Source organism: Branchiibius sp. NY16-3462-2 (assembly GCF_001594145.1).
In the GTDB taxonomy this organism is placed as follows: Bacteria; Actinomycetota; Actinomycetes; order Actinomycetales; family Dermatophilaceae; genus Branchiibius.
Genome location: NZ_LVCF01000001.1, coordinates 436075 through 455761, shown reverse-complemented (window position 1 = coordinate 455761; position 19687 = coordinate 436075). Strand labels below are relative to the sequence as shown.

14 protein-coding genes are annotated in these 19687 nt (G+C 67.3%); 9 read left to right on the top strand and 5 right to left on the bottom strand.

Annotated features, from left to right (window positions below; genetic code table 11):
* Window positions 1–14: 14 nt before the first annotated feature.
* On the bottom strand, window positions 15–2294 hold the full coding sequence (locus AZH51_RS02185; RefSeq protein WP_291520847.1) for a hypothetical protein: 2280 nt from the start codon (window positions 2292–2294) through the stop codon (window positions 15–17).
* Between the two features lie 12 nt (window positions 2295–2306).
* Window positions 2307–2999, bottom strand: a complete 693-nt coding sequence (locus tag AZH51_RS02180; protein ID WP_291520845.1) for a bifunctional 2-polyprenyl-6-hydroxyphenol methylase/3-demethylubiquinol 3-O-methyltransferase UbiG — start codon at window positions 2997–2999, stop codon at window positions 2307–2309.
* Window positions 3000–3233: 234 nt separating this feature from the next.
* Here AZH51_RS02180 and AZH51_RS02175 point away from each other — a divergent pair, with 234 nt between their 5' ends.
* The 9 genes from AZH51_RS02175 (at window position 3234) to AZH51_RS02135 (ending at window position 15981) form a co-directional block, all read left to right on the top strand.
* Window positions 3234–5546: a hypothetical protein gene (locus tag AZH51_RS02175; RefSeq protein WP_291520843.1), complete on the top strand. Its 2313-nt coding sequence runs from the start codon at window positions 3234–3236 to the stop codon at window positions 5544–5546.
* Between the two features lie 340 nt (window positions 5547–5886).
* A complete protein-coding gene (gene rpsL, locus AZH51_RS02170) occupies window positions 5887–6261 on the top strand; it encodes a 30S ribosomal protein S12 (protein WP_109683731.1) in 375 nt (124 codons plus the stop codon).
* Window positions 6261–6731, top strand: a complete 471-nt coding sequence (rpsG, locus tag AZH51_RS02165) for a 30S ribosomal protein S7 (protein ID WP_291520840.1) — start codon at window positions 6261–6263, stop codon at window positions 6729–6731. Before rpsL ends, rpsG begins: the two co-directional genes overlap by 1 nt.
* Window positions 6732–6869: 138 nt before the next feature.
* Window positions 6870–8984, top strand: a complete 2115-nt coding sequence (fusA, locus tag AZH51_RS02160) for an elongation factor G (protein WP_291520838.1) — start codon at window positions 6870–6872, stop codon at window positions 8982–8984.
* A gap of 92 nt (window positions 8985–9076) precedes the next feature.
* The gene (gene tuf, locus AZH51_RS02155) at window positions 9077–10273 is read left to right on the top strand and encodes an elongation factor Tu (RefSeq protein WP_291521315.1); all 1197 of its coding nucleotides are present in this window, start codon (window positions 9077–9079) and stop codon (window positions 10271–10273) included.
* Window positions 10274–10484: 211 nt separating this feature from the next.
* Window positions 10485–12569 carry a S53 family peptidase gene (locus AZH51_RS02150; RefSeq protein ID WP_291520836.1) on the top strand — a complete coding sequence of 695 codons (2085 nt, stop codon included), beginning with the start codon at window positions 10485–10487 and terminating at the stop codon, window positions 12567–12569.
* A gap of 174 nt (window positions 12570–12743) precedes the next feature.
* Entirely contained in the window at window positions 12744–13892 is a 1149-nt protein-coding gene (locus AZH51_RS02145; RefSeq protein ID WP_291520834.1) for an iron-containing alcohol dehydrogenase, read from the top strand.
* Window positions 13889–15307, top strand: a complete 1419-nt coding sequence (locus tag AZH51_RS02140; protein ID WP_291520832.1) for a histidine kinase — start codon at window positions 13889–13891, stop codon at window positions 15305–15307. Before AZH51_RS02145 ends, AZH51_RS02140 begins: the two co-directional genes overlap by 4 nt.
* Complete coding sequence (locus AZH51_RS02135; protein ID WP_291520830.1) at window positions 15307–15981, top strand: response regulator transcription factor; 675 nt, start codon at window positions 15307–15309, stop codon at window positions 15979–15981. The genes AZH51_RS02140 and AZH51_RS02135 overlap by 1 nt, the downstream gene beginning before the upstream one ends.
* Here the strand turns inward: AZH51_RS02135 and mftM are convergent.
* The 3 genes from mftM to AZH51_RS02120 are packed head-to-tail and all read right to left on the bottom strand — an operon-like array spanning window position 15974 to window position 19629.
* The gene (gene mftM, locus AZH51_RS02130; RefSeq protein ID WP_291520828.1) at window positions 15974–16906 is read right to left on the bottom strand and encodes a mycofactocin oligosaccharide methyltransferase MftM; all 933 of its coding nucleotides are present in this window, start codon (window positions 16904–16906) and stop codon (window positions 15974–15976) included. The two genes, AZH51_RS02135 and mftM, sit on opposite strands and share 8 nt — an antisense overlap.
* Entirely contained in the window at window positions 16903–18435 is a 1533-nt protein-coding gene (locus AZH51_RS02125; protein WP_291520826.1) for a VWA domain-containing protein, read from the bottom strand. The genes mftM and AZH51_RS02125 overlap by 4 nt, the downstream gene beginning before the upstream one ends.
* 6 nt (window positions 18436–18441) lie before the next feature.
* Window positions 18442–19629 (bottom strand): MoxR family ATPase, encoded by a 1188-nt coding sequence (locus AZH51_RS02120; protein WP_291520824.1) that lies wholly within the window; start codon window positions 19627–19629, stop codon window positions 18442–18444.
* Between the last annotated feature and the right edge of the window lie 58 nt (window positions 19630–19687).

Here is a 19687-nt window from a genome sequence, read left to right as displayed (position 1 = left end):
GCCCGTGTCTGAGGTCAGGGGTGGTTCAGCCGCCAGACGGTGGCACCCGGGTTGCTGTACTCCTTGGTGGCGTACGGCGCCAGGTCGACCCCTGGGTCGGTGAGCGTGTCCACGTAGACCCACCGCACGCCCAGATCCCACAGCCGCCGCTGCGCCGCGGCCGTCGGATCGATGAAGAACTGGTCGTTCAGCTGCAGCAGAGCAGGGTCATAGAACGGCGCGGTCATCATCGTGCGGCCCTTGGAGTACTTCGCCGTGATCGTGGGTGCGTAACCCCATCCCTCGACGAGCATCTGCCGGCCGCTGTAGGCGGCCACCAGGAAACGCCGGCTGTCGCATGTTCGCGTCGGGCGAGCCGATGAACAGTGCCGGTTGGTCATCACGACATCGTTCGTTCCGGCGTGCTGACTGATGTAGATCGCGGCGTCGAGTTGATTCTGGGTCACCGCCCCCGGCCAGGCCGCAGTGCGCGGTTTGCCGGCGTGGTGGGTGCTGCTGATCCGCGCAGAACTGTCGCCCACGCTGTCTGCCCACGACCAGATGCCGGTGAAGAGCACGGCTGCGGTGCTCACCGCAACGAAGGTGGTGAGCCGCTGACGACGGGTCAGCGTCGCGGCGATCAGCCCGGCCAGCACGCACGCCGCCACGCCCAGCGCGAGCAGTAGCAGGGCCCGGGTCGGGCGGCCGGGTTCCACCTTGATCAGCGCACTGGGTATCCGGTACGCCGCGAGGCCGGCGACCGCTGCCAGCAGGACGCCCAGGGCGATCACCCGCCGCGACTGCCCACGCCACCAGACCATCGCGCCCGCCGCGCTGAGGACGACGGCGATGGGAATGGCCTGGATCCGGAAGTAGTTCTGGCTGGCTCCGGCTTGCACGAAGAGGGCCGGTGCGACCGCGCCGGCGCCGACGGCACCGATGAGCAGCCACACCAGGGGATCGCGGCGGCCGAGGTGCTCGTCGCCACTGAGCAGCAGCACCGTGCCCATCGCGGCCCTGCTCATACCCCACAGCACCATGAAGATGCCGCCGACGACCAGCAGCCAGGGCGTCGTACTGCCACCGATGGAATGCAGCAGCCAGTTGGCCTGCACGGCCTGCCGGGGATCCAGGGTCAAGCCGTCCGCAGACCCGCCGAAGATGACCTTCGCGGCAATGACCAGCGCGAGGAGCACCAGGAGCAGATCGGTGGCCACCGGGCGCACCATCCGGCGCATCCACACAGCGCTGATGACCAGTGCCAGCGCCAGACCGGCCGCGACGAGGGGGGTTGCCGATCCTTTGGCACCGACAGCGCTGATCGCCAGCACCAGGACGGCGCAGGCCCCCACCGGCCCGCGATGGCCACGCAAGCGGAAAGTCAGCACGGCGATCAACGCCATCAGCACCATCAGGCTGGGAGCCAGGGTCGGTGACAGCGGGGTGATCGGGTTCTGGTAGCCGGCGGAGGCCCAGAAGGTCGCGCTGTTGGAGAACATCGCCAGAAGGACCGCCACTGCGGCAGCGGCAGAACTACCGGTGATCCGCAGCGCCAGCGCACCGATCGCCAGGGTGCACAACGGCGCGAGGAGCGCCGGAGCGAATCGCAGGACCACATCCGCTGCTGGCACGTTGGCCACGGCGGACAGGTGACCCATCCAGGCGTGGGCGAACCAGTGGTACTCGAACGACTCGCCTTGGATCATCGGCCAGGTCCGCGGGCCGCGGTACCGCAAGGCCTGGGTCAGCGCGACCTGGAAGTACTGGTCGACGTGGGGGAAGCCGATCGCGCCGGAGGGCCAGCGCAGTTCGTTCTGGGTGAAGTAGCCCCACAGATCGCGAACCGTGCCGAGGCTGGCCACCACCAGCACGAGCGGTAGCCACCATGTGGTCTGCCGGCAGCGGGCCTGCCGGATCCGACGACGGGTTTGCGGTACGGCGAGAAGACCGACGATGCATGCCACCGGGATGGCGGCACTGAGCAGCGGGCTGTCGGCCAGTCCGCCGAGGACCTGCACCGGCACGCTGAGGGTGAAACCGCAGGCGAAGCCGCAGGTGAGGTCCTCCAGAAGCCAGCCGGACCGGGGGCGAATGCAGCGCCAGATCAGAACGCCGGGCAGCCACTGCAGTACGACCAGCACTGCCACCAACCGCAGGAGGGAGCCGACCGGCAGACCGGTGTGGACCGCGAGGCCCAGGAAACCGGCCAGCAACGCCCCTGTGACGACAGCGATCCACGCGGAGCGTGCCCGGTCAGTAGGGATCCAGGGCCGACCCGGAGTGAGTGCCGCGTCGGCTGCCGCGACGTGGGTCATCGATCGTGCGGCTCAGGGGCGGTGGGCGCGCAGCCAGAGTGAGACCCCGGGCAGGGACCGCACGGGAAGGTGGCGTTCGGCTTTGACAACCGTCCCCAACGCCGAGTTCACCAACGGATGCGGCCGGTCAAGGTCGCTGCCGCTGGTGGACTTGCGGCGCAGCCACACCACGGGACGCAGCAGGACCATCCACGACCAGCAGGTGTCGACGACCAGTCCGTTGCGCTCCAGAACCGAGGTCAGGGTGTCGCGGGTGTAGCGGCGCACATGGTCGACCGCTTCGTCGTGGGCCGACCAGAGTTTGGGATCTGCGGGAACCGCGATGATCACGCTTCCGCCCGGCCGCAGAGCGCGACGGATCTCCGCCGCCGCTGCATCGTCGTCCGGAATGTGTTCCAGCACATCCAATGCCACGACCAGGTCGAGGGACTCATCCGCGAGCGGCAGCGCGGTGGCGTCGGCACGCACGACCGTCAGACCGCGTGCCGCTCCGACCTCGGCGCCCTCCTCCCCGTACTCCAGGGCAGCGGCGCGCCAGCCACGCTTGAGCAGCACTCGCGTGTTACCCCCGCCGGCCGCCCCAATGTCGCAGGCCACCCCGGCGGGCAGGTCCTTGACCATCGTTTCCAGAATGTGTCGACGCTCTGCGTACCACCAATGCCGGTCCTCGACCTCGGCGAGCATGCGTACTTCGTGGCCTTTCACGGTCGCTTACAATACGCAGGTATTCCGGAAGATTGCGCAACTGACGCCAACCGGACCGTCGATGTCTTCCTGCTTCTGCGATCCGGATGTCGTCAGTCGGGCATTCTGCGCCTGCGACCGCGCGCCTCACTGCAGGCGAGCTGGGTCAGTACCTATAGTGGCGGCGTCATTTTGCCCGCAGCACGGGCCAATCGTGGGTCGGGTCGATCCGTACCCCGTCAGGAATGAGAGACCATGAGCGTCGTGGACGCCGCTCCCGACGTCCGCCGGATTTCTCTGTCGCGTTGGGTACCACCGCTGCTGGGCGTTCTGGTCTACCTCGGTTGTTTCCGAGCGTCGTCAGCGGCTGGCGTCGACGCGTCGGACCTCCTGCGTTGTACGGCGTACTGGGTGCTGGGCGTCGTGGTGCCAGGCTGGTTGGTGCTGCGTACGGCGATCGGCCCCTCCGTCTCCTGGCTGGCGGAGATCTGTTTGGGCGCGTGCACCGGTCTTGGCCTGGAACTGGCGTCCTGGATGGTGCTGTCGTTGCTGGGTCAGCAACACCTGGTGCGCTTCTGGCCGCTGCTGGCACTGCTGGTACTCGTGCGCGCGTCCTGGCGTCAGCGGTTGCGCGAACGACCGACCGGCCGGATTCCGTTGCCCTGGCTGATCGCGATGACCGTCGCAGTGCTGGTGTTGATCCGGATCATCTTCCTGCGTTTCCTGAACTACTACGGTCCGCCGTACGACGGGCGCGCGATGTACCCCGACATGCAGTGGCACATGGGGTTGGCCGCGGAAGCCACCCGATCGTTCCCGCTCATGGTTCCGCAGGCGGTCGCGGCAGGTGACCTGCGCTACCACTGGTTCGTCGATGCGCACGTCGCGATCGAGTCGCTGACGACCGGAACCTCGGTCCAGCTGATCCTGGCCCAGCTGTACATCCTGCCGCTGATCCTGCTCATCGTCGGGATGAGCGCGACCCTGGCGCACGTTCTGTCGGGCCGCGCGTGGGCCGGCGGTCTCGCCGGAGTGCTGGCGACAGCCACCACCAACCCCACCCTGTGGCCGAACATCTATCAGGGCCTCGCCCCGTTCATCGCGGCGTCCCCGACCCAGATCTACGCACTGCCCCTGAGCTTCTTCGCGATCTTCGCCATGACCTTGCTCCTGCGCCGCCAACCCGGGCAGGGGAAGGCGGGCGGTCTCTGGCTGATCTTCGGCATCGCGGCATTCGCCATCTGTGGTGCGAAAGCCTCTGCTCCGCCGGTCCTCCTGGGTGGAGCATTGGCGGCGCTGACAGCGACGATCCTGTTCCGCCGGCGGGAGCTGGTCAGGACGGCCGCGGTGATCTCGGTCGTCATGGCGATCGTGACGGTGATCGCCACCAAATTCGTGAGCGGGGGCAACACCGCCAGCGGCGTGCAATTCATGGCGGCGCTGTCCAGGACACCGATGTACGACGTGTTGGTCGGCTACCCCCAGAACTACAGCGAGCATGCCCCGGTCATCCCCGGGCTCTTCCGCCCCTGGGTGCTCAGTGGCGTGCTGGTCTTCGAGTTCTGGCGGCTGGCAGGCCTCCTGGCGGCCGTCCTGCTGCTGTTCTCCGCGCTGCGTCGTCGGCCGGAGGCGTGGTTGTTGGTCGGTTGCACCGCCGCAGCACTCCTGGGGTTCCTGCTGGTGCGACAGCCGGGCCTCAGCGAGGTGTACTTCATCCGGGGGGTGGCCCCGCTGGGCGGCGTCATGGTGGCCTGGCTGCTGGCGGAGCACCTACCCGGTACGAAAGGCAATGGTTCTGGTGCGCGCTTCGTGGTGCCGGTGGTCTGGGTGGTCACGGCCACCGTCGCGATCCTCGTCGCGATCGGGATGACGCGAACCGCCCACACTCCCGCGCCGACCACGGTCGCGGCGGTACATCACACCATTCGCCAGGCCGCCCTGGTCACGGCGGCGGGGATCGCCGTCGTCGCGGCCGTGGCCGCGATCACCTGGCGGCTCAGTGCCCGGTCGGTGGCGCAGTCCGCCGGGGTGCCCATGGCCGTCGTCGCCGGAGCACTCGCGGGGCTGCTGGCTGCCCCCGTGCTGTCCGCCCCCTGGGCTCAGGCAACCACCGGCCCCTCCGGTCCGAGTAAGTCACCCAGCACCGTCGCGACCCGCGCGCAGGCGACCGTCGGCGAGTGGATCAACGAGAATCTGCCGGCCGACGCCGTACTGGCGACCAACACCCACTGCCGGGGTAAGGAGCAGCAGGTCTGCTCCGCCAACCAGTGGTGGATATCGGGTCTCGGCGGTCGGCGCGTGTTGGTCGAAGGCTGGTCGTACGAGACGAAGTCCGCCGCGAAGCGAGCGTTCTCCAACGCCTTCTTCGACCAGGATCTGCTGCGCCGCAACCAACTGGTGTTCACCCGCGCCGATCCGAGCGACCTGGCCTGGGTGCGCGGCCAAGGGGTCAGCTACCTGGTCGCGGTGAGCACCGCCACCGAGGTCTCGCCACGCCTGGCCGCCGAGACAGACATGGTCTTCCAGGACGGCGCAATCCGGGTGTTCAAACTGCGTCCGACCGGCTGACACCCCGGCCCGGGGAAGGGCGGTAGCGGTGATTTGGCCGCTTCTGCACGCGGCAGTAGACTAGATAACCGTGCGTGGGCTCTGCCCTGCCCTCGATGATTTCCGCAGCTGGACCGTTCAGTTGGATAGTTCAGTGTTGCGGGCCTCGTAAGCATCAGACCACCACACGTCCTCGCCGGGCAGTCGGATCGTATCCGGAAGTGCGGGGGAGGACGCCGAACCGACACGCCCGAGTGCGGGGGTCGGAGAGGTGAGTTCAAGGAGTTCCACTTCGCGGAGCGTCCGAGCGCGCACCGCGACAAGCGAACAGACAAGATTCGACGATTACGGAGACAACAGGTTGCCTACTATCAACCAGCTCGTCCGCAAGGGTCGGCAGGACAAGGTCACGAAGTCCACGAAGCCGGCCCTGAAGGGCAGCCCCCAGCGACGCGGCGTCTGCACCCGCGTTTACACCACGACCCCGAAGAAGCCGAACTCGGCGCTTCGTAAGGTCGCCCGCGTGAAGTTGACCTCGGGTATCGAGGTCACCGCGTACATCCCCGGCGAGGGCCACAACCTGCAGGAGCACTCGATGGTGCTGATTCGCGGTGGCCGTGTGCGCGACCTGCCGGGTGTGCGCTACAAGATCATCCGTGGCTCGCTGGACACCCAGGGTGTCAAGAACCGCAAGCAGTCCCGGTCCCGTTACGGCGCGAAGATGGAGAAGAAGTAATGCCTCGTAAGGGTCCTGCTCCCAAGCGTCCGCTGCTGAACGACCCCGTCTACTCCTCCACCCTGGTGACCCAGCTGGTCAACAAGGTGCTGCTGGACGGCAAGAAGTCAGTGGCCGAGCGCATCGTGTACGGCGCCCTCGAGGGTTGCCGTGAGAAGACCGGCACCGACCCGGTGGTCACCCTCAAGCGCGCGCTGGACAACGTCCGGCCGAGCCTGGAGGTCAAGTCCCGCCGTGTTGGTGGCGCCACCTACCAGGTGCCGATCGAGGTCAAGCCGAACCGTGCGACGACCCTGTCGCTGCGCTGGTTGGTCGGCTACTCGCGCCAGCGTCGCGAGAAGACCATGACCGAGCGTCTGATGAACGAGATCCTCGATGCCTCCAACGGCCTGGGTGCCGCTGTGAAGCGCCGCGAGGACACGCACAAGATGGCCGAGTCCAACCGGGCCTTCGCGCACTACCGCTGGTGACCCGCCGGTCCGGCTGGTGGGTTACCGCCCGCTGGCCGGACCGCACGGTACGCCGCGTGGTCGCCTCAGGCGCCCACTCGCCGTACCTCCCCCTAACTTCACATCACTCACACACCGAGCGAGACGAGAAGAGACAACGTGGCACAGGACGTGCTGACCGACCTGAAGAAGGTCCGCAACATCGGCATCATGGCGCACATCGATGCCGGTAAGACGACGACGACCGAGCGCATTCTTTTTTACACGGGCGTGAACCACAAGATCGGTGAGACGCACGACGGTGCGTCCACGACCGACTGGATGGAGCAGGAGAAGGAGCGGGGTATCACCATTACCTCCGCTGCCGTCACCAGCTTCTGGAACGGTTACCAGATCAACATCATCGACACCCCGGGTCACGTGGACTTCACCGTCGAGGTGGAGCGTTCGCTGCGCGTCCTGGACGGCGCCGTCGCCGTCTTCGACGGCAAGGAGGGCGTCGAGCCGCAGTCGGAGACCGTCTGGCGGCAGGCCGACAAGTACGACGTGCCCCGCATCGCGTTCGTCAACAAGATGGACAAGATGGGCGCCGACTTCTACTTCACCGTGCAGACGGTGAAGGACCGCCTGGGTGCTGAGCCGCTGGTGCTGCAGCTGCCGATCGGCGCGGAGAACGACTTCGTCGGCGTGGTCGACCTGGTCGAGATGCGTGCGCTGGTGTGGCCGGGCGACGCCAAGGGTGATGTCACCATGGGCGCCAAGTACGAGATCCAGGAGATCCCGGCCGACCTGCAGGACAAGGCCCAGGAGTACCGCCAGGCTCTCGTCGAGCGCGTCGCGGAAGCTGACGACGCCCTGATGGAGAAGTACCTCGAAGGTGAAGAACTCACCGTCGAGGAGATCAAGGGCGCCATCCGCAAGCTGACCGTCACCTCGCAGCTCTACCCGATCCTGTGTGGTTCGGCGTTCAAGAACCGCGGCGTGCAGCCGATGCTGGACGCGGTCGTGGACTACCTGCCCTCGCCGTTGGACGTGCCCCCGATGGTGGGTCACAAGCCGGGCGACGAAGAGGTCGAACTGACCCGCGCCCCCAGCGTCGACGAGCCGTTCTCTGCGTTGGCGTTCAAGATCGCGGCGCACCCGTTCTTCGGGTCGCTGACCTTCATCCGGGTCTACTCGGGTCGCATCGCGGCCGGCACCCAGGTGCTCAACTCGACCAAGGGTCGCAAGGAGCGCGTCGGCAAGCTGTTCCAGATGCACGCCAACAAGGAGAACCCGGTCGAGGAAGCTGTCGCCGGGCACATCTACGCGGCGATCGGTCTGAAGGACACCACGACCGGCGACACCCTGTGCGACCTCACCAACCCCATCGTCCTGGAGTCGATGACCTTCCCGGAGCCGGTTATCTCCGTGGCCATCGAGCCCAAGACCAAGGGTGACCAGGAGAAGCTCGGCGTCGCGATCCAGAAGCTGGCCCAGGAGGACCCGACCTTCCAGGTCGAGCTCGACGAGGAGACCGGCCAGACGATCATCAAGGGCATGGGCGAACTCCACCTGGACATCCTGGTGGACCGCATGCGCCGCGAGTTCAAGGTCGAGGCGAACATCGGTAAGCCGCAGGTGGCCTACCGCGAGACGATCCGCCGTGCGGTGGAGAAGTACGACTACACGCACAAGAAGCAGACCGGTGGGTCGGGTCAGTTCGCGAAGGTCCAGGTCACCCTGGAGCCGCTGGACACCCACGAGGGCGAGCTGTACGAGTTCGTCAACGCGGTGACCGGTGGTCGCATCCCGCGGGAGTACATCCCCTCGGTCGACCACGGTATCCAGGAGGCCATGCAGCTGGGTGTCCTCGCCGGCTACCCGCTGGTGGGCATCAAGGCGACGCTGGTCGACGGTGCGTACCACGACGTCGACTCCTCCGAAATGGCGTTCAAGATCGCCGGTTCGATGGTGCTGAAGGAGGCTGCCCGCAAGGCCGACCCGGTCCTGCTGGAGCCGATGATGGCCGTCGAGGTGCGTACCCCTGAGGACTACATGGGTGACGTCATCGGTGACCTGAACAGCCGCCGTGGCCAGATCCAGGCCATGGAGGACATCAGCGGCGCCAAGATCGTTCGCGCGGTCGTGCCGTTGTCGGAGATGTTCGGGTACGTCGGAGACCTGCGGTCCAAGACCCAGGGTCGGGCGAACTACACGATGCAATTTGATTCGTACGCGGAAGTTCCGAAGAATGTCGCGGACGAGATCATCAAGAAAGTCCGGGGCGAGTGACAGGCGAACGCCTGTCAGCCAACCGGTAACGAAAGAAAACCAATCGGCGCCGCCCCGGCGCTAGAAACCAGTCCTTGAAGGAGGACCCCAAAGTGGGTAAGGCCAAGTTCGAGCGGACCAAGCCGCACGTCAACATCGGGACCATCGGTCACATCGACCACGGTAAGACGACGCTGACGGCTGCGATCTCGAAGGTGTTGCACGACAAGTTCCCGGACCTGAACCCCCAGTTCGCGTTCGACGAGATCGACAAGGCTCCCGAAGAGAAGCAGCGCGGTATCACCATCTCCATCGCGCACATCGAGTACCAGACGGAGAAGCGTCACTACGCGCACGTTGACTGCCCGGGTCACGCTGACTACGTCAAGAACATGATCACCGGTGCCGCCCAGATGGACGGCGCGATCCTGGTGGTGGCCGCGACCGATGGTCCGATGCCGCAGACCAAGGAGCACGTGCTGCTGGCCCGTCAGGTCGGTGTTCCCTACATCGTGGTCGCCCTGAACAAGGCGGACATGGTGGACGACGAGGAGATCATCGAGCTCGTCGAGATGGAGGTCCGCGAACTGCTGTCCTCCTACGAGTTCCCGGGCGACGACGTCCCGGTTGTGAAGGTCTCGGCGCTGAAGGCGCTCGAGGGCGACCCGACCTGGGCCAAGTCCGTCGAGGACCTCATGGACGCCGTGGACGAGTACATCCCGGACCCGGAGCGCGACACCGAGAAGCCGTTCCTGATGCCCGTTGAGGACGTCTTCACGATCACCGGTCGTGGCACCGTCGTCACCGGTCGTATCGAGCGCGGTGTGCTGAACGTCAACGAGGAGGTCGAGATCGTCGGCCTGCGTGAGGGCCCGGCCGTGAAGACGACCGTCACCTCGATCGAGATGTTCAACAAGATGCTGGACAGCGGCCAGGCCGGCGACAACGCCGCCCTGCTGCTGCGCGGTATCAAGCGCGAGGACGTGGAGCGCGGTCAGGTCATCGCCAAGCCGACGACCACCACCCCGCACACCGAGTTCGAGGCGTCGGTCTACATCCTGTCCAAGGACGAGGGTGGCCGTCACACGCCGTTCTACGACAACTACCGTCCCCAGTTCTACTTCCGCACGACGGACGTGACTGGTGTCGTGAAGCTGCCGGAGGGCACCGAGATGGTCATGCCCGGTGACAACACCGAGATGACCGTCACGCTGATCCAGCCGATCGCGATGGACGAGGGTCTGAAGTTCGCTATCCGTGAGGGCGGTCGTACCGTCGGCGCGGGTCGCGTCACCAAGATCATCAAGTGATCTTCGGCGGGTCCGCCCGCCACTGATCGCCAGAAGGCCCCGGGGGTTCCCCGGGGCCTTCTGCCATACCCAGGGATTTCCCAGGATATTGGTAGGTAGTTGGCAGGTGGCGTAAGGATTTCAGGAGCCTGTGCGCGCGCAGGATCGAAGGTGCTGCCGACCACCATCCCGGCCGCAGCATCTCCGGTAGTCATCTCCTGAAAGGCGCCCCATGCGTCGTACTATCACCGCGCGTGCCGCGGTCGCGGCCGGCTCAACCGCCGTCCTGGCCATCGCGTTCGCCGCACCCTCTGTTGCCAACGCCGCCGAAACCGGCGGCCGTCACGTCTTGAACGGCAAACCTGCCTGGGCCGCGCAGGCCGCGCGCGTCGGAGCCGTCCCGTCGAACACCGGCCTGAACTTCAAGGTCGTCCTCAACCTGCGTGACGAAGCCGGGGCCGAAGCCCTCGCCACGGCGGTGGCCACCCCCGGCAACGCGAACTACCACAAGTACGTGTCGGCGGCCCAGTGGCGCTCGCGATTCGCGCCGACCGACGCCCAGGTCGCCCAGGTCACCAGCTGGCTGAAGGGCCAGGGCCTCACCGTGGGGCAGATCCCGGCCAACCACCGCTACGTCACGGTGTCGGGCAGCACTGCCAAGGTGAACAAAGCGTTCGGTGCCTCGATGAGCCACTTCAAGTACAAGGGCCGCACCGAGACCGCTCCGTCGGCTCCGCTGAGCGTTCCGACGAACATCGCCGGTCTGGTGGCGGGCGTGTCCGGGCTGGACAGCACGCTGCGCGCCGTGCCGTCCACGAGCACCGGCAACAGCACGCACAGTGTGTCCACCGACAAGGCGGCGCCGGCCACGAAGGTCACTAGCGATGACACGCTGCCCGGCCCGCCGGCCGTGTTCGTCAACTCCGGCCCGTGCTCCAACTACTACGGCGAGAAGACCGCCACCGGGCTACCCGTCCTACCCGGCGTCACCAACCCGATGCCGTATGTGGTCTGTGGCTACAAGCCCGGACAGATCCGGAGCGCGTACGGCGAGGACCAGCTTCTCAAGGCCGGGTACGACGGCCGTGGGGCGACCGTTGCGATCATCGACGCCTACGCGTCTCCGACGATCCTGCCGGACGCGCAGAAGTACGCCCAGCGCAATGACCCCAGCCACCCGCTGCGCGGTTACCAGTTCAGCCAGTCGCTGCCGGCCAGCTACAACTCGATCGATGAGTGCGGTGGCAACGGGTGGTACGGCGAGGAGACCCTCGACGTCGAAGCCGTCCACGCGACGGCCCCGCAGGCCAACATCCTGTACGTGGGTGGCGCCAGCTGCTACGACAGCGACCTGAACTCGGCGTTGAACACCATCGTCGACAACCAACTCGCGATGGTCGTCAGCAACTCCTACGGTGACGCGGGCGAGCCGACGTCGATCGCTGATGTCGCTGACTCGCACCAGAGCGCCATCCAGGCGGCTGCCGAAGGTATCAGCCTGCTGTTCTCCTCCGGTGACAACGGTGACGAGGTCGCGGATCTGGGCTACCGCAGCGTCGACTACGAAGCCTCCGACCCGTACGTCACCGCGGTGGGTGGCACCTCGTTGGCGGTGAAATCCGACGGCAGCTACGGCTGGGAGCAGGGCTGGGGCACCGGCAAGTCCACGTTGACCAATGGCGCCTGGACCCCGGTCCCGCCGGCCTACGTCTACGGCGGCGGTGGCGGCACCAGCCAGTTGTTCAAGCAGCCGTCCTACCAGAAGGGCGTCGTCCCGGCCTCCATCAGCAACTACTTCGGCAAGGGTGCCTACCGCGCCGTGCCGGACGTGGCGATGGACGCCGACCCGCAGACCGGTTTCCTGGTCGGCGAGACCCAGGCGTACCCCGATGGCTCCACCAAGTACTCCGAGTACCGCATCGGTGGCACCTCGTTGGCCAGTCCGTTGTTCGCCGGCGAGGTCGCCATCGCCGATCAGGTCGCCGGTCGTTCACTGGGCTTCCTGAACCCGACGATGTACAAGCTGTCCGGCTCGCCGACGTTCAACGACATCGCCAGCACCGGGGTCAGCCAGGCTGTGGTCCGGGTCGACTACGTCAACGGCGTCGACGCCAGTGGCGGGCTGCGCACCACCGCCCGCACCATCAACCAGACCGGCACGATCTTCACCCGCAAGGGCTACGACGACGTGACCGGTGTGGGGACGCCGAACGGAGTGAACTTCTTCATCGGCATCGCTGCCAGCAAGAAGCTCGGCGCGGGTGGCGGTGGGATCAAGCACACCGGGCCCGTGACCGTCGCCAAACCGCTGCGGTAATCCGCGGTTCATCGCACCCTGGGGGCCGGCTTGCCTGCGCAAGCCGGCCCCTCGGCGTACGTCGATGAACGGTTGATGCGACCTGGTCGCATCTGGACGCAACCAGGCTGCAACCTCTACGTGACTAACGTCACATTGTTGCCCGTTGTCGCGCACCCAGGGAGCGCCCCGCTCGTGTCGTTGTCGAAATTCCATGCGCCGGAGATCGTGTTCGGCCCCGGCTCGTTGGCCGAGGCCGGTTTCGCGGCCGCTCGGCTCGGGGCGCGCCAACCCTTCGTCGTGACCGATCCTGGGATCGTGGAGGCGGGCTGGACCGCCGAACTCCTGGAGCATCTGGCTGATGCGGGCCTGCGGGCGAGCGTGTGGACGCAGGTGACCCCCAACCCCAAGGACCACGAGATCCGGGCGGCGCACGCGGCGTACGTCGATCGCGGCGCCGACGTGATCGTCGCCATCGGCGGGGGCTCGGTCATGGACGCTGCCAAGGGAGTGGCGATCCTGGCGGGCAACGGCGGCGACATCCTGGACTACCGCGGGGTGGACCAGATGACCAACCCGATCCCACCGCTGATGATGATCCCGAGCACGTCCGGCACGGGCGCGGACGTCTCGCAGTTCTGCATCGTCACCGACACCGAACGCTCGGTGAAGATCACCGTGATGGGCCGGGCGCTGGTGCCGGACCTGTCGATCACCGATCCACGACTGCTGCAGACAATGCCCGAATGGCTCAACGCCGCGACGGGTTTGGATGCTCTGACGCACGGCATCGAATCGTTCGTCTCCCTCGCTCACAATCCGCTGGCGGACCTGCATGCAGTGTCGGCGGTCGGACTGGTCGGCCAGCATCTGCGCGACACCATGGACCGGCCCGACGACCTCGATGCGCGCCGCGGGATGGCCGAGGCGAGCCTGTCGGCCGGCCTGGCGTTCAGCAACGCGATCCTCGGTGCGACGCACGCGATGAGCCACCAGGTCGGGGGTCTGCTGGATGCGCCACACGGCGTGATCAACGGGGTGCTGCTGCCACACGTCGTACGTTTCAACGCCGCAACGGCTCCCGAGCGGTTCCTGCCCCTGGCGCACGCATTCGGATTGCCTGCGGCAGAGGCGGATTCGTCCGTGGCCGCGGATTGGCTGGCCGACCGGATCCGGGTGCTCGCCGACCAGGTCGGGGTCCCCAGCGGGCTGAAGGTCCTGGGTGTGACACAGGAGAACTGCCGGCTGCTGGCGCGCAACGCGCTGGACGACGCCTGCCTGACCACCAATCCGCGCCCTGCCGATGAGGACGATCTCGCAGCGCTGTTCGAGGCGGCCTTGTGAGTGCCCCGCAGCCGCGTGACCTGGAGTCGCTCACCGGTGTGCGGTCGGGCAAACGGTCCTACTACCGGGAGTTGCAGCGTTCTGACGAACGCCTGGCGCGCGCCGTCACGGCGATGGACTCCATCTCCCGTGCCCTGGTGCGCACCGTGGAGGGTCCGCGCGGGTTGCTGGAGGAGGTCGTCCGGGCTGCTCGCGAGCACTGGTCCGCCGAGTGGGCGGTCCTCGCGCTCGCTGACGGCGCCCTGCCGGGCAGCCGGCCGCGCCTGATCGTGCACGACGCCGCGGGGCGGACGGTCAGCACCGCCCTCGACCTTCCCGACCCGATCCGGGAGGAAGTGCAGCGGCTGGCTGCGGGTGATCAGGCCGCAGGTCCGCAGCGCGTCGGGACGGCGCGCTGGGTGCGGGTGGCGATGACCCTGGAAGGTACGCCGATCGGTGGCCTCTCGGTCTATCACCGGCACGCCGGTGGTGACGTGGGGGAGGACCTTGCCGTGCTGCGCATCCTGGCCAGCCAGGCGGCGGTCTCGCTGCACACCTCCGAGCAGTACCAGGCCGGACTGGCGCTGCACCGGCGGGCGCAGCAACTGAACGACCAGACCGCGATCCAGGCCCGGTTCCTCGCCGAACGCACCGCTGCGCTGCACGTCGCCGAGCGTCAATTGGTCGTCGCCGGGCAGCGGCAGCTGGTCGACGAGGAGCGGCACCGGATCGCCCGGGAGTTGCATGACACGGTCAGCCAACAGGTGCTGTCCGTGGGGATGGCCGTCGAGTTGGCACGTCGCGATGCGCAGGAGCTGGGAGAGTCAGCCTCGCCGATCCAGGACCAGCTAGCCGTGGCGAGGGACTTGTCCGCCAGCGCGGTGGAGCAGTTGCGGCAGGCGATTTACGCTCTGCACCAACCACATTCGGACACTGTGCGGACGTTGCCTGAGTTACTCGATGCCCTGCTGGACCAGCACACCGGCTCCTTCGAGACGGCGCTGCGAGTCGAGGGTGACGCCGTCGAGCTGGCCGAGGACGTGCACCACGAGCTGACCCGCGCGGTCGGTGAGGCGCTGTTCAACGCCGCGGTGCACGCCGCGGCGACCCGGGTCGTCGTCCGGGTGCGCTACCGGCCCAAGCTCCTGATCGTGACCATCGCCGACAACGGCACCGGTGATCCCCTGGCGCTGCGGCAGCATCTGCGGGTGTCGGCGCGCAGCGCCGGGGACGGTCGCCATCGGGGGCTGGCCAACATGCAAGAACGGATGACCCGGCTCGGTGGTGCGATCGGTTTCCGCCGGGCACGCATCGGTGGGGTACGGGTGGAGCTGAAGCTGCCCCTGCCGGTGCGCGGGAAGAGCGAGACCGGGCTGGTCGGACAACTGTTACGGAATCCGGCGCAACCTGCGCCGGCCGCGGAAAGGACTGCGTGATGGCCGGATTGGACCCAACGAGTGGAACGACGCTGGCGACCGTCGACATCGTCCTGGTCGATGACCATGCGATCGTCCGGCAGGGTGTCCGCTCGATCCTCGAACGCGAACCGGACTTCCGGATCGTCGCCGAGGCAGCGACGGCAGCCGAGGCGATGGTCGTGGTGGCGCGCGCCCGGCCCGCGGTCGTCGTACTCGATCTCAAACTCTCGACCGCCTCTGACGCCGAAGGTCTCGACCTGTGCCGGCAACTGGCCGACGAGCACCCGGAGGTCGGTGTGCTGGTGCTCACCACCTTCCTCGACGATGCACTGGTCCTGCAGGCAGTCCGTGCGGGCGCGCGCGGCTATGTGGTCAAGGATGTCGACACCTCGGCGCTGGTGCGAGCGATCCGGGACGTGAACCGCGGGGAGAGCGCCTTCGATGCGCATAGCGCGGCTGCGATGGTCCGCGGACTGAACGCGCCCAGCCCCGAGCAGAAGCACGAACTGACCGAGCGGGAGCGGGAGGTCCTGGTGCTGTTGGCACACGGACTGTCCAACAAGGACATCGGCGGGCGGCTGTTCATCTCCGAGACCACCGCGAAATTCCACGTCGGCAACATCCTGCGCAAGCTGGGAGTGTCCCGGAGGGCCGAAGCCGTCTACGCCGCAAGCAAACTCGGCGTCATCTAGGTTGTTGCCGGCCACGATCGGGCTGGTCGATGATGAGCCAGCCGCCGTGGAATTCGTGGGTGCGGAACGGGCACCCCGTCCGTTCTCCCCAACCGTGCAGGTCCACAAGACTCAGCGTCCGCAGGTGACCGAACGCCTCATCCGGTTCTTCCTCGAAGGGAACGGCGACCACGACCCGTTGGCGGGCCACACGTAGCGCCTCTGCGATGGCCCGCGCGCCGTGCTCGTCGTCGAGGTGCTCCAGCAGATGGATCAACAGGACCGTGTCGGCGCTGTCATCCTCGAAGGGCAGCGCGGCGGCATCCGCGCAAAAGGTGTCCAGCGGCACCCCCAGTCGCCCGGCCATCGCGTCGAGCAACCGGACCGTCCCCGGGGACAGGTCTCCTGCGGTCACTTGTAGGCCCCGGCGGGCCGCGAGCAACGACAGGAAACCGAAACAGGCACCCGCCTCCACCACCTCGCGGCCGACGATGCGCTGGAGTGCGTAGTGGTAGACGGGCACGAAATCGGCGATCCCACCCCGGGGACGTCCGAGCAGGTGCGGCGCAGCCAGCAGGGCATCGATACGGCGGATCGTGTTGCGGTAGTAGAGTTCCCAGGCCCTCAGCGGGTCAGGATCAACGCTGCGCACCACGCCGGTGAAGAGCCGCTCGAACAGGTCGCCGCCACGCACCCACCCTGGCTCGAACAGCTGGTTCTGCAGCAGGCCGGTCAGGTCTTCGTCGATCTCGTCGTCCCGCAGGCAATGCCGCACCCAGAGGTGCTGACCACGCGCGGAGACCTCGAAGTGGGCAGTCAGGGCGACCAGTGTGCCGCCAGCCGGGCGACCACAGTTCTGCCGGGTCACGGTGACCAGCTGATCCTGGTAGCTACCGTCGACCAGCGGCCCGAACGGGTCGATCGGTGTCTGGACTGCCGGGGTCATCGGGGAGCCACCGCCATGGTGTGCGACAGGTCCTCCAGGCCGGTGAGTCCACGCACCACCTGGACCCGGTCACAGAACTCCGCGTAGAGCGGCAGATCGCACCGGCCGAGGCCCCAGGAGAAGCGTGGTTCCGGGGTCAGCCAGATGGTGTGCCGGGCGCGACGGGCCATCTCCTCGAAGGCATTGATCCCCGGATCGTGGCCGTTGCCGCGGCCGTCGCCCAGGACCATCAGCGTGCTGCGCCGGGTCAGGGCCGAGCCGTACTCCTCCAGGAACTCCTCGAAGGAGGTGCCGTAGTCAGAGTCGGCGTCCACGTCGATCAGACCGCCGGCGGGCAGACCGGCCATGATCAGCGACAGTGCTTCGTCGATGCGGTGGTCGGCGAACAGGTCCGTCACTTCGACGACCCGGTCCACGAAGACGAACGTGCGCACCGAGGTGGCCAGGCTCTGCAAGGAGTGCACCAGGTGCAGGGTGAACCGCGCGGTCGCCCGCACCGACAAGGACGCATCGACGAGTACGACGAGCCGCGGCCGATCGGGCACCTTGGCTACCGTGACGGGCCGGAAGGGGATCCCGTCGTAGCGCATGCTGGCCCGCATGGTGCGTCGGCCGTCGACCGTGCCACGGGTCGACACCGCTCGGCGCGGTCGCGGTGACCCATGGAGGCTGTGCAGGATCCGACGGATCGCGAGCTCCATGGTGAATCGCTCTGATTCGTCGATGGTTTCGGCCTGCGCCGCTTCGTACTCGCGCAATTCGACCTCGGCCGCGCCGTCGAGCAATTGCTGTAGGTGGCGACGCAGACTCTCCGGCAGTGCCTCCAGCAGGGGGGCCAGTTGTTCGCGCATCCGCTTGAGGTCGGCCGGATCCTCCTGGTCGCCAGCGGTATCCAGATCGTCAGCCTCACCCAACCAGCCGAGCAGCGCCATCTCCTGGGCCACGGACAACTCGGTGTCCAGTTCGAGACCGGCCTTGTTGCTCAGCGCGCCGGGCATCCCGGGATTGTGCAGCCGTGAGGTGGACAACTGCAGACGAGCCGCCTCCTCCTGCAGCGTGCCCGGCTGGTTGGACAGCACGACCTCCTGGGTGCTGGCCGCCAGGTCCACCTTGTTCGCCTCCTGGTGCAGGTTGTACTGCTGCGCCAGGTCCTCGGGGTTGAAGAAGTCCCGGATGTCGTCCGGCTTGCCGTGCGAGTGCCCCTGCTCGGGATTGTCGCCGGGGGAGTCGGACAACGTGAACGCCTCCACGTCGCCGGTGTCGGAGAGGTCATCGTGCGCGTGGCCGTGCTCCTCCGACTCCTCGAAGACCGGACGCAGCGCGAAGAAGGCGTCGAAGACGCGTTCGAAGGTCTCCAGGTCGCGGCGGTCCTTGATCAGAGTGCCGCGCAGCGCGCTGCGGGTCACCTCGCGGTCGGCCAGCACACCGGGCTGACCGACCGCGGTGATCGCATCGAGCGTCTCGGAGACGCTGATGCGCACCCCGAACAGGCGCAGGAGCCGGACGAACCGGTGGACGGCACCTTCCATGTCAGATCACAGGGCGCGTTTGCGCGCCGAACGAGCGGTGTCGCTGGCCGTTTTGGGTGCGGCCTTCCCGGGCGGCTTCACCCCGCCGTAGTACCCCTCGTCGTGCCGACCGGGAGCGTCCTTGGCGCGACGTACGGCGGCCCCGTCCGGTTCCGCCTGCGGCTCCTCATGGTGGTGGTCATGCCCGTGGCCGTGGCCATGACCGTGCCCATGGCCATGACCCGGAACCTCCTGTGGTACTTCGGCATTGGGATCGATCAGGCGCGGCAGCGCAGCCCGCGCCACCTTGACGTCCCGGTCGTATTTCACGACGACCGACAGCGTGTCGGAAAGTACGGCGGCGGTCAGCCCGCTAGCGCCGAGGACTGCAAGGGTGCGGGCCCAGTCGATCGTCTCGGAGATGCTGGGCGCCTTGCGCAGGTCCAAGGAACGCAGGCCCCGGACCACCTGGACCAGTTGGGCGGCCAGCGCATCCGACAATCCGGTGTCCTTGGAACGGATGATCTCCAGCTCCCGGTCGGCGGCCGGATAGTCCGCGAACAGATGCAGGCACCGCCGCTTGAGAGCCGCGGACAGATCGCGGGTGTTGTTCGAGGTGAGGATCACCAGCGGGATGTGCGTGGCCTCCACCGTGCCGATCTCAGGAATGGAGATCTGGTATTCGGCGAGCAGTTCCAACAGCACGGCTTCCAGGGCCTCGTCGGCACGGTCGATCTCATCCACCAGCAGGACGCAGGGCTGCGGAGAGACCAGCGCCTCCAGCAGCGGCCGGTGCGCCAGGAAGCGGGAGGAGAAGAAGACGCTGTCCTGGGCGGCGATCCGGTCGACCGCCTCCGAGATGGTGTCGGTGTCGGCCACCAGTTGGCCGATCTTCTCGCGCAGGATCTGGGTGTAGAGCAGTTGCTTGCCGTAGTCCCATTCGTAGAGGGCCTTGGTCTCGTCCTGGCCCTCGTAGCACTGCAGCCGCAACAGACGCCGGCCGGTGGCTTCCGCCAACGACGACGCGAGCTGGGTCTTCCCGACGCCGGCCGGGCCTTCGACCAGAAGAGGCTTCTCCAGGCGGCTCTGCAAGAAGACCGTCGTCGCCAACTGGTCATCGGCGAGATAGCCGACGTCGGCGAGGCGGTCCTTGGTGTCCTGAACGTCTTCGAATTCCTCTGTGCTGGTGTCGGTCTCGCGCATTGCGACGCTCACGGCTCCTCCTGATCGGCGCTGACGGGGGATGGTGCGGGCAGCGGTGGGCCGGCGCATG

What these genes read in the sequence shown, in the direction of transcription:
- AZH51_RS02135 (WP_291520830.1), top strand. Translation starts at nt 15,307, where the DNA reads ATGGCCGGATTGGACCCAACGAGTGGAACGACGCTGGCGACCGTCGAC.
- mftM (WP_291520828.1), bottom strand. Translation starts at nt 16,906, where the DNA reads ATGACCCCGGCAGTCCAGACACCGATCGACCCGTTCGGGCCGCTGGTC.
- AZH51_RS02175 (WP_291520843.1), top strand. Translation starts at nt 3,234, where the DNA reads ATGAGCGTCGTGGACGCCGCTCCCGACGTCCGCCGGATTTCTCTGTCG.
- AZH51_RS02150 (WP_291520836.1), top strand. Translation starts at nt 10,485, where the DNA reads ATGCGTCGTACTATCACCGCGCGTGCCGCGGTCGCGGCCGGCTCAACC.
- AZH51_RS02125 (WP_291520826.1), bottom strand. Translation starts at nt 18,435, where the DNA reads ATGGAAGGTGCCGTCCACCGGTTCGTCCGGCTCCTGCGCCTGTTCGGG.
- AZH51_RS02185 (WP_291520847.1), bottom strand. Translation starts at nt 2,294, where the DNA reads ATGACCCACGTCGCGGCAGCCGACGCGGCACTCACTCCGGGTCGGCCC.
- rpsG (WP_291520840.1), top strand. Translation starts at nt 6,261, where the DNA reads ATGCCTCGTAAGGGTCCTGCTCCCAAGCGTCCGCTGCTGAACGACCCC.